The organism is Collinsella aerofaciens (assembly GCF_041537385.1).
Classification (GTDB): Bacteria; Actinomycetota; Coriobacteriia; order Coriobacteriales; family Coriobacteriaceae; genus Collinsella; species Collinsella aerofaciens_BV.
Map to the genome: position 1 here is coordinate 1 of NZ_JBGORS010000003.1, position 13,188 is coordinate 13,188.

Genomic DNA, 13,188 nt, shown 5'->3' on the forward strand with positions numbered 1-13,188 from the left:
TGTCGGCACTTAGGGACGTTCCTTTTGTGCCGGCAGTTAGGGACAGCCCTTGCCGATTCGATTGTTGAATATCTCCGTGACTACTTTACAGCTCCAGCGCGTCGGCGACTTCGGCAGCGCAGGCCAGGGCATCGGCCATGGCACTCACCACGAGCGAGCTGCCGTTGCGGGCATCACCCGCCACATACACCGGCGCGGCATCCGCGGCGACACCCTCCGTGCGAGCCGCGAGATGCGAGCCCTCAGCAGCCATCACCGGCAGCGGACGACCAGCGGTGGCAACAGGCACGCTCACCGCATCGAACACGCCGTGCTCCGGACCCGTAAAGCCGCAGGCGATGAGCACCAACTGCGCCGGCACCTCGTGCTCGGAACCAGCGATGCGCTCGGGCTTTCCCGCCGACCAGTCCAGATCGACCACGCGCAGACCCGCAGCCGCACCCTTCTTGTCCAGCAGCACCTCGAGCGTATCCACGCCCCAGGCACGCATCTCGCCACCCATCGCAGCGATAGCCTCCTGCTGGCCGTAGTCGGTCTTCTTAACGTTGGGCCACTGCGGCCAGGGGTTGTTCGCCGCGCGCTTATCGGGCGCAGCCGGCAAGAACTCAAACTGGCGCACGCTGCGCGCGCCCTGACGCACCGCGGTACCCACGCAGTCGTTGCCGGTATCGCCACCGCCAATGACCACGACGTCCAGGCCGCGCGCGTCAATAGCAGGCTCACCGCCATCGAGCACCGAGACGGTCGAAGCCGTCAGGTAGTCCACGGCATACACCACGCCCGGGGCATCAATGTTCGCAGCCGAAAGCCCACGCGGAGCACGGGCGCCGGCAGCCACCACGACGGCGTCAAAGTCATCGAGCTCGGCCGCCACCGCAGGGTTGGTAACGTCGGCACCCAGCTCAAACACAATGCCCAGCTCGCGCATGAGCGCCACGCGACGCTCGACCACGGACTTCTCGAGCTTCATGTTGGGAATGCCGTACATGAGCAGACCGCCCGGGCGGTCGTCGCGCTCAAACACCGTCACGCGGGCGCCACGACGCGCAAGCTCCCATGCCGCCACCAGACCAGCAGGACCGGAGCCCACCACGGCAACCGTGGGCGCACCCTCCCCTGCCGGCTCAAAGCGACGCGGACCGCCATTTGCCCACTCATGGTCGCTGATCGCACGCTCGTTGTCATGGATCGTCGTGGGCTGACCGTCGACCGAACCCAGGTTGCATGCGGCCTCGCACAGCGCCGGGCACACGCGACTCGTGAACTCGGGCATGGGCGAGGTGAGCGACAGGCGCTCGGCAGCCTCGTCCCAGCGGCCGCGGTACACCAGCTCGTTCCACTCGGGAATCAGGTTGTGCAGCGGGCAGCCGCTCGGGCGTGCCTTGCCAAAGCTCGCGCCCATCTGGCAAAACGCCACGCCGCACATCATGCAGCGGCTCGCCTGGGCACGGCGTGCATCGTCATCGAGCTCCACGTACAGCGGATCGAAATCATGGCTGCGCTCCTCCACGGGGCGGAGCTCGTGGGTCACGCGATCGATATCAAGAAAAGCACCGGGCTTACCCATGGCACTTACGCCTCCTTCTTGGTCGAAGCAACAGGGCTGGCAGCCACGGACGCAGCGCCCGCAGCATCAAAGCGAGCGACATCCGCGGCACTCGCGCGACCGGTCACGATGTCAAACGCCAGTTCCTCGGCCTGCGCATGCGTCTTGCCGGCAGCCTCGCCCGCGGCGACAATCGCCAGCACGCGCTCGTACTCGGTCGGAATGACCTTCACAAAGTGCTTGCTCATCGTCTCAAAGCTGTAGAGCAGCTTAATGCCGCGCGGGCTCTGCGTCGCGTCCACGTGCTCCTGGATGAGCTCGCGAATCTGCGCCAGCTCGCCGGCCGTCGGGGCCTTGAGCTCCACGCTCTCGTGGTTCACACGGGCATCGAGCGTGCCGTACTGGTCAAAGACATAGGCCACGCCGCCCGTCATACCGGCGGCGAAGTTCTGCCCGACCTCGCCCAGGATGAGCGCCAGACCGCCCGTCATGTACTCGCAGCCATGGTTGCCACAGCCCTCGACCACCACGGTGGCACCGGAGTTGCGCACGGCAAAACGCTGGCCGGCAAGACCGTTAATGAAGCCGCGGCCGCTCGTGGCACCAAAGAACGCAACGTTGCCCACGATGATGTTCTCGTCGAACTTGTAGGTCGCATGCGGGTTGGGGCGCACCGACACCTCGCCGCCCGAAAGGCCCTTGCCAAAGTAGTCGTTGGCGTCGCCGCACACGTTGAGCGTAATGCCGCGCGGCAGGAAGGCGCCAAAGCTCTGACCGGCCGAACCATCGCAATCGATGGTGATGGAGCCGGCGGGCAGGCCCTCGGGATGCGCCTTGGTCACCGCGTTGCCCAGGATGGTGCCCACGCAGCGGTTGACGTTGGCGATATCGGCGCGGAAGCGAATCGGGCGCAGGTGCGCACGGGCATCGGCCGTATAGGGCACAAACAACGTGGAGTCGAGCGTCTTGTCGAGCTCGCTGTCCGCGGCCATCTGCGGCAGGAAGTGGCGACCGTCGGCGCCCGGAATATGGACACCGAACTCGCAGGTCGCGCTCGCCAGCACGGGCGACAGATCGAGAAGGTTTGCTTTGCGGTTGCCCGGGACCTCGATCTGGCGCAAGCACTCGGGATGGCCGACCATCTCGTCGACGGTGCGGAAGCCCAGGCTCGCCATGACCTCGCGCAGTTGCTCGGCAACAAAGAGCATAAAGTGCTCGACGTGCTCGGGCTTGCCGCGGAAGCCGCGACGCAGGCGGCAGTTTTGCGTAGCGATGCCGGCCGGGCAGGTGTCCTGCTGGCAGTCGCGCTGCATGAGGCAGCCCATGGAGATGAGCGGCATGGTCGCAAAGCCAAACTCCTCGGCGCCCAGCAAGCAGGCGACGGCAACGTCGGTGCCGTCCATGAGTTTGCCGTCGGCCTCGAGCACCACGCGGGAGCGCAGGCCGTTTTGCAGCAACGTCTGCTGAGCCTCGGCAAGGCCAAGCTCCAGCGGCAGACCCGCATGCCAGATAGAGTCGCGCGCAGCGGCACCCGAGCCGCCATTGTGGCCGCTGATCAAGATCTTGTCGGCAGCACCCTTGGCCACACCGGTGGCGATGGTGCCGACGCCGGCCTCGCTGACCAGCTTGACCGACACGCGCGCGCCGGGGTTGGCGTTTTTAAGATCGAAGATCAGCTCTGCCAGGTCCTCGATAGAGTAAATATCGTGGTGAGGCGGTGGCGAAATCAGGCCGATGCCGGGCGTGGACTGACGGACCTCGGCGATCCAGGGGTAGACCTTCTTGCCGGGCAGGTGGCCACCCTCGCCGGGCTTGGCGCCCTGGGCCATCTTGATCTGAATCTCGAAGGCGCTGCACAGGTAACGGCTCGTCACGCCAAAGCGCGCACTTGCCACCTGCTTGATGGCAGAGTTCTTGGAGTCACCGTTGGCCAGCGGGGTCTCGCGACGCGGGTCCTCACCGCCCTCGCCGGAGTTGGAACGGCCGTGCAGGCGGTTCATGGCGATGGCCATGCACTCGTGTGCCTCTTTGCTGATGGAGCCGTACGACATGGCGCCGGTGTTAAAGCGGCGGACGATGTTGAGCGCGGGCTCGACCTCGTCGAGTGCCACCGGAGTGCGGCCGCTGGCATCAAAGTCGAGCAAGTCGCGCAGGCGCACGGCACGGCCGGTGCGGTGCAGGCGGGCGCTGTACTCCTTAAAGGTGTCGTAGCTGTCCTCACGGCAGGCGGTCTGAAGCAGGTAGACAGTCTGCGGATCGATGAGGTGATCCTCGCCGCCGAGCGGGCGCCACTTGGTCAGACCCAGCGTGGGCAGCTGATCGGGAGCCGGACTCTTAAGGATAGCGAGCGCGGCGTCGTAGCGCTCGTTTTGCTCGCGCTCAACGTCCTCGACACCCATACCGCCCACACGGCTCACCGTGCCGGCGAAGTACGCGTTGACGAACTCCGGCGTAAAGCCCACGGCCTCGAAGATCTGCGCCGAATGGTAGCTCTGCACCGTGGAGATGCCCATCTTGGACATGATGGAGACGATGCCGGCGGTCGCAGCCTTGTTGTAGTTGGCGATGCCCTGCTCGGCCGTCACGTCCAGGTCGCCGCGTGCCGCCAAGTCGCGGATGCACGCATGCGCATTGTACGGATAGATGCCGCTTGCGGAGTAGCCCACCAGCGCGGCAAAGTCGTGCGGGGACACGGCGTCGCCGCACTCCACCACGATGTCGGCAAAGGTACGCACGCCGACGCGGATCAGGTGGTTGTGCACGCAGCCCACGGCGAGCAGCGACGGCACGGGCACCTCGCCCGCAGCGGCACGATCGCTCAACACCACGATGTTCACGCCGTCGCGGACCGCAGCCTCAACGTCCTCTGCAAGCTGCTTGAGCGCAGCCTGCAGCGCGCCCTCGCCGGCATCGCGGCGGTACACGGCACGGAAACGACGGGTCTTAAAGCCAACACGGTCGATGGCACAGATATGCTCGAACTCTTCTTCGTTGAGCAACGGGCGCTCCAAGCGCACCAGCTGACAGGCCGTGCGGGAATCCTCGAGCAGGTTGCCGTGGTTGCCCAGGTAGAGCGTGGTCGAAGTTACCATATGCTCGCGCAGGGCATCAATCGGAGGATTCGTGACCTGAGCGAACAGCTGATAGAAGTAGTCAAAGAACGAACGCGTCTTCTTGGACAGGCAGGCCAGCGGTGCGTCGATGCCCATCGAGGCGAGCGGGGCCTTGCCCTGCTGGGCCATGGGGCGCACGACCTCGTCGACGTCATCCCAGTGGTAGCCGAGCTTGGCCATACGCACGGTGGCGGGCACCTCGGCGTCCTCGGCGGACGTTGCCGCAACGGGCTCATCGAGCGCGTCGACGGTCAGCGTCTCCTCGGCAATCCAATCGCGGTAGGGCTTTTCCTTGGCATAGCGGGCGCGCAGCTCGTCATTGTAGATCACGCGGCCGCGGGCAAAATCGACCTCGAGCATCTGACCCGGTCCCAAGCAGCCGCTCGTCAGGATGTTCTCGGGGCGCACCTCGATGGTGCCCACCTCGCTCGCCAGCATAAAGCGGCCGTCGCGCGTCACGTAGTAGCGAGCTGGGCGCAGGCCGTTACGGTCGAGGGCGGCGCCCAGGGTACGGCCGTCGGTAAAGGCGATAGCGGCAGGACCGTCCCACGGCTCCATGAGCATGGACTGGTAGGCATCGTAGGCGCGGCGCTCCTCGCTCAGGCTATCGTTGTGGTCCCACGGCTCGGGCAGCAGCATGGACGCGGCACGCGTGAGCGGACGACCGTTCATGACCAAAAACTCAAGCACGTTGTCCAAAATCGCGGAGTCGGAACCCTCGCGGTTGATGATGGGCATCACGCGCTCAAGATCGTGCTGCAGCACGGGGCTGTACAGGTTTGGTTCGCGGGCGCGAATCCAGTTGACATTGCCCTTGAGGGTGTTGATCTCGCCGTTGTGGATGATAAAGCGGTTGGGGTGCGCGCGCTCCCAGCTGGGCGTGGTGTTGGTGGAGTAGCGCGAGTGGACGAGCGCCACGGCCGTCTTGACGGCGGCGTCGTTGAGATCGATGAAGAAGCGGCGCATCTGCGTGGCGACCAGCATGCCCTTGTACACGATGGTGCGCGAGCTCATGGAGCATACATAGAAGATCTTGTCGCGCAGGGCAAACTCGGCGTCGGCCTTCTTTTCGATGGTGCGGCGGCACACGTACAGGCGACGCTCGAAGGCATCGCCGGCGGGTGTGTCGTCCGGACGGCCCAGGAAGGCCTGCAGGATAGTAGGCATGCAGGCGCGGGCCGTCTCGCCCAAATCGTGCGGGTCGACCGGCACCTCGCGCCAAAAGAGCAGCGGCACGCCGGCCTCGGCGCAGCCCTCCTCAAACACGCGGCGAGCATCCTCTACGCCCTTGTCGTCCTGCGGGAAGAACAGCATGGCCACGCCATAGTCGCCCTCTGCCGGCAGAATCTGGCCGCACTTTTGCGCCTCTTTGCGGAAAAAGTGATGCGGAACCTGAAACAGGATACCGGCACCGTCGCCGGTGTTCTTCTCGAGTCCTGTACCGCCGCGGTGCTCCAAGTTGACCAGAATGGACAGTGCGTCGTCCAGAATCTGGTGATGGCGCTCACCGTTGATATCGGCAAGCGCGCCGATGCCACATGCATCGTGGTCGAATTCGGGGCGATAAAGGCCCTGCTGCTGAGCGGAATCTGCCTGCATCGCGATCCTCCCCTTGGTGTTAGACAGTCAGTTGAATAGGCATACTAGAAGCATCACCGGCCCGTTGTGTTTCCCGCCCGTTTCGAAACAATCGCGTAACGCACGCCGGCCATCAACGCCTTGCTATCAAACATGTACGTCAGCCCCCAAGTTCGGCTTCTAAGCTCACCGCTTCAAACATCTCAATCTGTAACAGGAGGAACCGATTTTGGCACCTAGATGTTACAGATTGAGATTTTCTGCAGGACGGTTTTGGTTCATCTCGATCTGTAACACCTAGGCCCAATTTCCATCCCTAGTTGTTACAGATCGAGACACTTCGGCAGTCCCCTTTCACCATCCTACTCAAATACGGCAGTTTTGTTTGTCTTGGTTAACTTTTGAGCCTAAAACGGGTATCCTTTGCGGCGTCAAACAAACGGCACGCAGGAGCGCACCATGCTCAACCATCTCAAACAACACTTTGGCTCCCGACGCACCGGTGGTCACGGAGGCCTAGACATTGCGCGGCATATCGGCCCCGGGCTGCTCGTGACCGTCGGCTTTATCGACCCGGGCAACTGGGCCTCCAATATGGCCGCGGGCTCGCAGTTTGGCTACGCGCTGCTGTGGATTGTCACGCTGTCCACGATTATGCTCATCGTGCTGCAGCACAACGCGGCGCACCTGGGTATCGCCACGGGCGCCTGCCTTGCCGAGGCCACGACACGTTACCTCCCCCGCTTCGTCGGGCGCACGGTGCTCGCCAGTGCCTATCTCGCGACCATCGCCACCGCCATGGCCGAGGTCCTGGGCGGCGCGATTGCCCTTCAAATGCTCTTTGGGCTGCCCGTGCGTGCGGGCTGCGTCATCGTGGCGGCAGCAGCGATGGCGATGCTCATGACGAACTCCTACAAGCATGCCGAACGCTGGATCATCGCCTTCGTAGGCGTGGTAGGACTCTCGTTTTTGGCCGAGCTTGCGCTGGTCAAGGTCGACTGGCCGCAAGCCGCCGCAAGCTGGATCACGCCCAGTATGCCCACTGGCTCTGCCGCGATTATCGTGAGTGTCCTGGGTGCGGTCGTTATGCCACACAACCTTTTTCTGCACTCCGAGGTCATCCAATCCATGCACTTCGAAGGCCAAGGCGAGCAGGTTATCGAAGAGCGTCTGCGCTACGAGCTCTTCGACACGCTCTTTTCGATGGGCGTGGGCTGGGCAATCAACTCGGCAATGGTCATCCTGGCCGCAACGACCTTCTTTGCGCACGGCATCGTCGTAGACGACCTCGCCGTCGCAGCGGCCACGCTCTCCCCCATTCTGGGCCCGGCAAGCTCGACCATCTTTGCCGTGGCGCTGCTGTTTGCGGGCCTCTCGAGTAGCGTGACGGCGGGCATGGCGGCGGGCACCATCACCGCGGGCATGTTCGACGAGGAATACGACATCCACGACCGACATTCCTCGATCGGGGTGGCGGCCTGTTTCGTCGGCGCAGTGACGGCGTGCCTGGTCGTCCCAAATCCTTTTGAAGGTCTCATCTGGAGTCAGGCACTGCTGTCGCTTCAGCTGCCGATTACGGTCTTTGTGCTCATACGGCTCACCAGTTCACCCCGCGTCATGGGCAAATACGCCAACTCGCGCCCTCTCAACGCGCTGCTTATAGGGATTGGCGCCATCGTGACGATTCTCGACATCGTGCTGCTAACGGGGATGTAATTGGGATGGCGTGGCTGTCCAGATATAACGTCTCAATCTGTAACAAGTGGACCCAATTTCCACCGTTAGATGTTACAGATCGAGATCATTCCGAGGGACAGCTCCGTTTGTCTCAATCTGTAACACGTAGACCCCGTTTTCACTGCTAGATGTTACAGATTGAGACAAACGGTCGGCCGGACTCACAACAGACAGGATCGGCTAACAGCAGCCGTGATCCCTTGGGGACGGAGGAAAAAGGGCTCCGGACGGGATATCCGACCGGGGCCCTTGGACAGAGCTATGTGTTGCTGCAAGTCGCGTGTCTACGAGTTACTCCTCGACGAGCTCAAACTGATCGGGACCGACGCCGCAGACCGGGCACACGTAGTCCTCGGGCAGCTCGGGCGTGTCGACCTCAACCTCGTAACCGCAAACGACGCACACGAACTTATACGTCTTCTTCTCCTCAGCCATGATGTTCTCCTCTCGAACGCGACTGGTGATGTACTTCATTTATTAGTATAGATTCTCAATAATATAATGCAAGTATTTTTAAAACATTTCTAGCCTTGATACGAGGACGCCTTCGGAGGCGTCTTGCCCTTCAGGACCTTATGGTAGTAATCGTAGGTGAGTGGCGTCTCGTCGCTTAGGCGCTCGGCATCCTCGACCTCGCCGATAAACAGTAGATGCGTGCCCACATCCACAGTGTCGATTAAACGGCAGCTAAACAGCGCCGCCGCGTGCTCGGGCACATAAGGCATGCCGAGAGCAGTCTCGCAAGTCTCGTACTTGGCAAACTTGTCATAGTCGCTGCTGCTGCGGAACCCAAAGTTACCGATGTAGAGCATATCGGCGGTCTGATCGATCACGGTCAGCGCGAACGCTTTGGCCGATGCGATGACGCCCGAGGTGACGTTGTCCTTGTTCACGGCAACCGAAATGCGCGGCGGCATGGACGTCACCTGCACCGCAGTGTTGATGACGCAGCCGGCGCGCAGCCCGTCTGCCGCGGCGCTCACCACGTACAGACCGCTCGGCATGGTAAAGAACGCAGTTTTGTCCATAACAATCACTCCCCTAACCCGGGTTGGAGCCTCATGGATGTATGTACCCACAAAAAAGGCGGCGCCCATAACGGATGCCGCCTTTGAGACATATGTGTCAAAACAGTATAAGCAAGATGAGACGCCACAGTTGCGGTGAAATAGGGACTGAATAGCCCCTCAAACAGGCAAAACAGTCCGTATTCCACCGCAACTTATGAAGGACGGTCAGCGGTTGCGTTCCTTGAGGGCGCGGTCAATCTCACGTTGGACATCGCGCTTGGCCATATCCTCGCGCTTGTCGTAAAGCTTCTTGCCGCGGCCCAGGCCCAGCAGCAGCTTTACGCGGCCGTCGGTATTAAAGTAGAGCTCCAGCGGCACCAGAGCATAGCCGCGATTACGTAGCTTACCGTCAAGAAAGTCAATCTCCTTGCGGTGCAGCAGCAGACGACGACGGCGATCAGGGTCGCGGTTCCACACGCCACCATGGCTATAAGGGTGAATATGCAGACCCACGAGCCAGCACTCGCCGCCACGGATCAGTGCAAAGGTGTCGGTGATCTGGCACGCGCGCTCGCGAATCGACTTGACCTCGGTGCCACTCAGCTCAATGCCGCACTCAAAGGTCTCATCAATAAAGTACTCGTGGTGTGCCGAGCGATTCTTGGAGATGAGCTTGCGCTCGCGCTTACTGGGCATCGCCGGCCTCCTTGGCTCCATCGGCGTTTGAGCCCGCGGCGTCGCGCTTTGCCTTGCGCTCAGCATTGAGCTCGGCGTCGCTCTCGCGCACCAGTTTGATAATCGCCGCGCAGGCCTCCTCGCCCACCAGGTCGCGGGCACGGACCGTCAGGCGCGTAGCCTCCTGCTTGTCGCCGTCGCTCGCAGCGTCGGTCGCACACATGATCAGGCAGATGGCAATCTCGGCCGAAGGCGAGGTCGGCACGCCCTGCAGGGCGAGCTCACCCATCACATGGTCGTCACTCTCGTCCGCGGCATCCGGATAGGTGGTATGGATCTTGTTGAGCAGGCGCGTCGTATGCGCATCATTGGGCGCCAGGCGCAGCGCCAGACGCGCGCAGCCCACGGCAGCCGAAATGTTCTCGGTCTCGGGCTCCAAGAAGTACTGACCCAAGTTGGTGTAGGCGCGTGCGGCGCACTTACCGTCGCTCGCGCGCTCCAGCACCGAGAACGAGAGCGATGCCCACTCCTGCTTGTCCTCGAGCGCGCGGAACAGCTCGGCCAAGTCCAAGCGATAGTTGCAGTTCATGGGATCCCAACGCACGGCCTGCATCAGGGCATTCCGAGCACTCACATAATCCTGCTGGCGAATGTAGGCAAACGCCATGTCGGAGTACAGGCGGTCAAAGGGAACCTCGACCTGCACCAGCTCGCGCGGATCCTTCTCCACGCGGCGATAGGCCAGGCGCTCAAACTTGCTGTCGAAGCTAAAGTACTGGCGCTTCTCCTCCGTCTTGCACTCAGCGTCGATATACTCCTCGGCGAGCTCCACCAGACGCTCAAGCAGCGGCGTCGCCGTAGCCAGGTCGCCCTGCGCCAGATAGTTCTCGGCATACGTGATGTCTTCCAAGCTGATAGGCAGGTCCATGACAACTCCTCGGTCCGGGCGGCAGACTCAACGCGCGCCTTAAATATCGGTCAATACACAAAACCCGGGTCTCTTACGAGGCCCGGGCGTTCACTTTTGGTAGCCCGTACCAGATTCGAACTGGTGATCTCCGCCTTGAGAGGGCGGCGTCCTAAACCGCTAGACGAACGGGCCATATGTAGCAAATGCAATGGCTGGGATGGAGGGAGTCGAACCCCCATTGACGGAACCAGAATCCGCTGTCCTGCCATTAGACGACATCCCAATGACTGCATCGCTGCGCTCGGCTGTGCCTTTGCGCAAGAAAGAAATATACGGGAAGTCCGGCCGTGACGCAAGCCCCAATTTTGACTTTTTTGAAATTCAGTCAAATACGGCCAACACGTGAAGGACCTGTGAAGTCGACCGCTGCACACGAAGGGCAAAACGCCGCGAGCGGTAGCCGTCAACCGTTGGCAGATTCTACCGCGAAAACGATAGCACCAGGCAACACAATCGAAGTATCAATGATCACGTAGATATCGAGGCGCCATGGACGAAGAGCTTGATTACCTATGGGAGACCCTGGGCCTCGAGATCACTGCTGACCTTTGGCCCGAACGGGACAAAATCCATCCCACTCTGCGCCCCGCCATCACGGTGATGCAGGCAAAATACCGCCGTGCATCCTTTTTGATCATGCGGATGTTATGGCACGCGGGACTCCCCGACCTTAAGCGAATCCAGGCAAGCCTCGTCGAGCTGTCCGGTATGCCGACTGTCATATCCGAGGCGCACCTGGAGCAGCGACAGCGCGAGCGACTGCAACAGCAGCGGATTCCCTTTATCTGCCCCGGTGTTCAGGCATATCTGCCCTTTATGGACGAGGAGTACTGGAGCGGCAAGCCCAACAAGCACGTAAAGGTCTACGATCCGCACGAATGGGCGCAGTTGGAGGACTGACTGGGGCAAGCCTGCCGGCGGAAAGTGCGTCCCAGATTTCAAGCTCAAACCGGTCCCCACTTTCCCATCGAGCCCTCAACCGGAAACCGTATCCCGTAATCGAAGCTCAAAACGGGTCGCACTTTCCGCAGCCGCTACAGCAACGCCTCGACCCAAGCCGATTCCCTAAAGCCGGGAATCGCAAAGTCGTCGCCCACCAACATCGGACGCTTAACCAGCATGCCGTCGGTCGCCAGCAGCTCGTAGCACTCCCGATCCGTCATGCCCGCATCTAGACGCGCCTTCAGGCCCAGCTCTCGATATTTCATGCCCGACGAATTAAAGAAGCGCCGCACCGGCAGTCCCGAACGAGCAATCCAGGTCGCAAGCTCATCAGCCGTGGGATTGTCCAAAACGATATCGCGGTCGATATACTCTACCCCATGTTTGTCCAGCCATGCCTTGGCCTTCTTACAGGTCGAGCACTTGGGATATTCAACAAACAGTACGGTCATGGGAATCCTCCGAATATAGATCGGCCAACGCAGGCACACGCCACACGAGGCGCCTTCGTATGATGGGCCAATTGTAGCCCACGGGTCACACGCTAAACGAACCGTACCCCGAATCCGCGTTTGATGAACGGCAGCAGCTCCATTGCCTCGGGCGTGATATGACCCGCAACGTTCATGCGCTCGTCACCGGGAAGATCGACCCGCGCAATCTCAAGCTCGCCTTCGTAGCGCCCATAGCCGCTATTGCTCACAGCGATCGACCCCGCCTTTCGAAACAGGCCGGCACCGGCATCCATCGGCACGGAATCCGGCTTAAGCGTCGTACGCGACTCCTGAGACCTAAAGATGAGGGTGCTCGAATCGGGTCGGTCGTGATGAATCTGCCCACGTACATAGGCATAACCGGGCTCAAGCTCGCATTGCAGGTCCACGTATCCGGCGGAAACATGAGCAAACTGCGTCCAGCCCGCATCGGAAAGATCGGGGTCGCCGGCCAACACAATGTCGCAATCGGCGCCATGTGCAAGCTCAAGCATGTTGAGGGCAACCTTTGACGCGCGACCGCGCTGTGCCTCGACCGTCGGCAGTCCCTCGAATACCGGCCCGCGAACGTTGGCATCGCCCGGCACAAAAGCCATGATTTCGAATCCAAGCGCCGCAAGACGAAGATTCACCCGAGCAATGTCCTCCAGAGCTAAACCGGTATAAGGCTTGGGGTAAAAATTGTGGCAGGCGGCAAAACGAGTCACATCGGCACCGGCCTCACGCCACGATGCGATTTCATCAGAACTCACCGTCGATGCATTGACCACAATGCGAAATACACCGGACAGCTCCGCGACCCGCCGGGCGCTAAAGCCATAGTCCAAACGAAGGTATTCCAACCCCAGATCGCGCAGGTCCTCGATGCGCTCAAGCCCGAGCAAATCGCACGTGCGCGGCCCCACATCGGCAATGAGCGCAATGCCGCGGGCGGAAAGCAGCGACAGCACATGACGGACCTTATCGGTATACGCCGCTCCCCCATCCTCGGGAATATGCAGCGAGGTGAACGCATAGCGCGCACCCGCCGCGGCACCGTGCTCAATCGTCCGCTCAATATCCTGCAGAGGGCTGGAAAGATAAATCGAAATACCCGTTTTCACGCTACAACGCTCCTTTAAAA

At 61.5% G+C, this 13,188-nt stretch carries 10 protein-coding genes and 2 tRNA genes; 2 read left to right on the top strand and 10 right to left on the bottom strand.

The features are described 5' to 3' along the window. Positions 1 to 85: 85 nt before the first annotated feature. Positions 86 to 1,567 carry a glutamate synthase subunit beta gene (locus tag ACEG18_RS05190; protein WP_372541603.1) on the bottom strand — a complete coding sequence of 494 codons (1,482 nt, stop codon included), beginning with the start codon at positions 1,565 to 1,567 and terminating at the stop codon, positions 86 to 88. A gap of 5 nt (positions 1,568 to 1,572) precedes the next feature. Continuing rightward, positions 1,573 to 6,258: a glutamate synthase large subunit gene (gltB, locus tag ACEG18_RS05195; protein WP_372541604.1), complete on the bottom strand. Its 4,686-nt coding sequence runs from the start codon at positions 6,256 to 6,258 to the stop codon at positions 1,573 to 1,575. 438 nt (positions 6,259 to 6,696) lie between these two features. Here gltB and ACEG18_RS05200 point away from each other — a divergent pair, with 438 nt between their 5' ends. Then, entirely contained in the window at positions 6,697 to 7,953 is a 1,257-nt protein-coding gene (locus ACEG18_RS05200) for an Nramp family divalent metal transporter (protein WP_372541606.1), read from the top strand. A gap of 312 nt (positions 7,954 to 8,265) precedes the next feature. On the opposite strand, the gene ACEG18_RS05205 is transcribed toward ACEG18_RS05200, so the two are convergent. From ACEG18_RS05205 to ACEG18_RS05230, 6 genes are all read right to left on the bottom strand, one after another. Continuing rightward, positions 8,266 to 8,409 carry a rubredoxin-like domain-containing protein gene (locus ACEG18_RS05205; protein ID WP_055251878.1) on the bottom strand — a complete coding sequence of 48 codons (144 nt, stop codon included), beginning with the start codon at positions 8,407 to 8,409 and terminating at the stop codon, positions 8,266 to 8,268. Positions 8,410 to 8,498: 89 nt separating this feature from the next. Further along, positions 8,499 to 9,002, bottom strand: coding sequence for a flavin reductase family protein (locus tag ACEG18_RS05210; RefSeq protein ID WP_372541608.1), 504 nt, complete (start codon positions 9,000 to 9,002; stop codon positions 8,499 to 8,501). Positions 9,003 to 9,209: 207 nt separating this feature from the next. After that, positions 9,210 to 9,680: an SsrA-binding protein SmpB gene (gene smpB, locus ACEG18_RS05215; RefSeq protein WP_006235325.1), complete on the bottom strand. Its 471-nt coding sequence runs from the start codon at positions 9,678 to 9,680 to the stop codon at positions 9,210 to 9,212. Next, positions 9,670 to 10,587, bottom strand: a complete 918-nt coding sequence (locus tag ACEG18_RS05220; protein WP_118259198.1) for a tetratricopeptide repeat protein — start codon at positions 10,585 to 10,587, stop codon at positions 9,670 to 9,672. The genes smpB and ACEG18_RS05220 overlap by 11 nt, the downstream gene beginning before the upstream one ends. A gap of 97 nt (positions 10,588 to 10,684) precedes the next feature. After that, positions 10,685 to 10,761: transfer RNA gene (locus tag ACEG18_RS05225), tRNA-Glu, on the bottom strand. A gap of 17 nt (positions 10,762 to 10,778) precedes the next feature. Beyond that, a tRNA-Gln gene (locus ACEG18_RS05230) sits at positions 10,779 to 10,852 on the bottom strand. Between the two features lie 266 nt (positions 10,853 to 11,118). Here ACEG18_RS05230 and ACEG18_RS05235 point away from each other — a divergent pair. Beyond that, positions 11,119 to 11,529: a hypothetical protein gene (locus ACEG18_RS05235; protein WP_372541610.1), complete on the top strand. Its 411-nt coding sequence runs from the start codon at positions 11,119 to 11,121 to the stop codon at positions 11,527 to 11,529. A 134-nt stretch (positions 11,530 to 11,663) separates the two neighbouring features. Here ACEG18_RS05235 and ACEG18_RS05240 read toward each other — a convergent pair whose 3' ends face one another. Further along, complete coding sequence (locus ACEG18_RS05240; RefSeq protein ID WP_372541611.1) at positions 11,664 to 12,023, bottom strand: arsenate reductase family protein; 360 nt, start codon at positions 12,021 to 12,023, stop codon at positions 11,664 to 11,666. 92 nt (positions 12,024 to 12,115) lie between these two features. Continuing rightward, complete coding sequence (locus ACEG18_RS05245; protein WP_372541613.1) at positions 12,116 to 13,168, bottom strand: MupG family TIM beta-alpha barrel fold protein; 1,053 nt, start codon at positions 13,166 to 13,168, stop codon at positions 12,116 to 12,118. Positions 13,169 to 13,188: the final 20 nt, after the last annotated feature.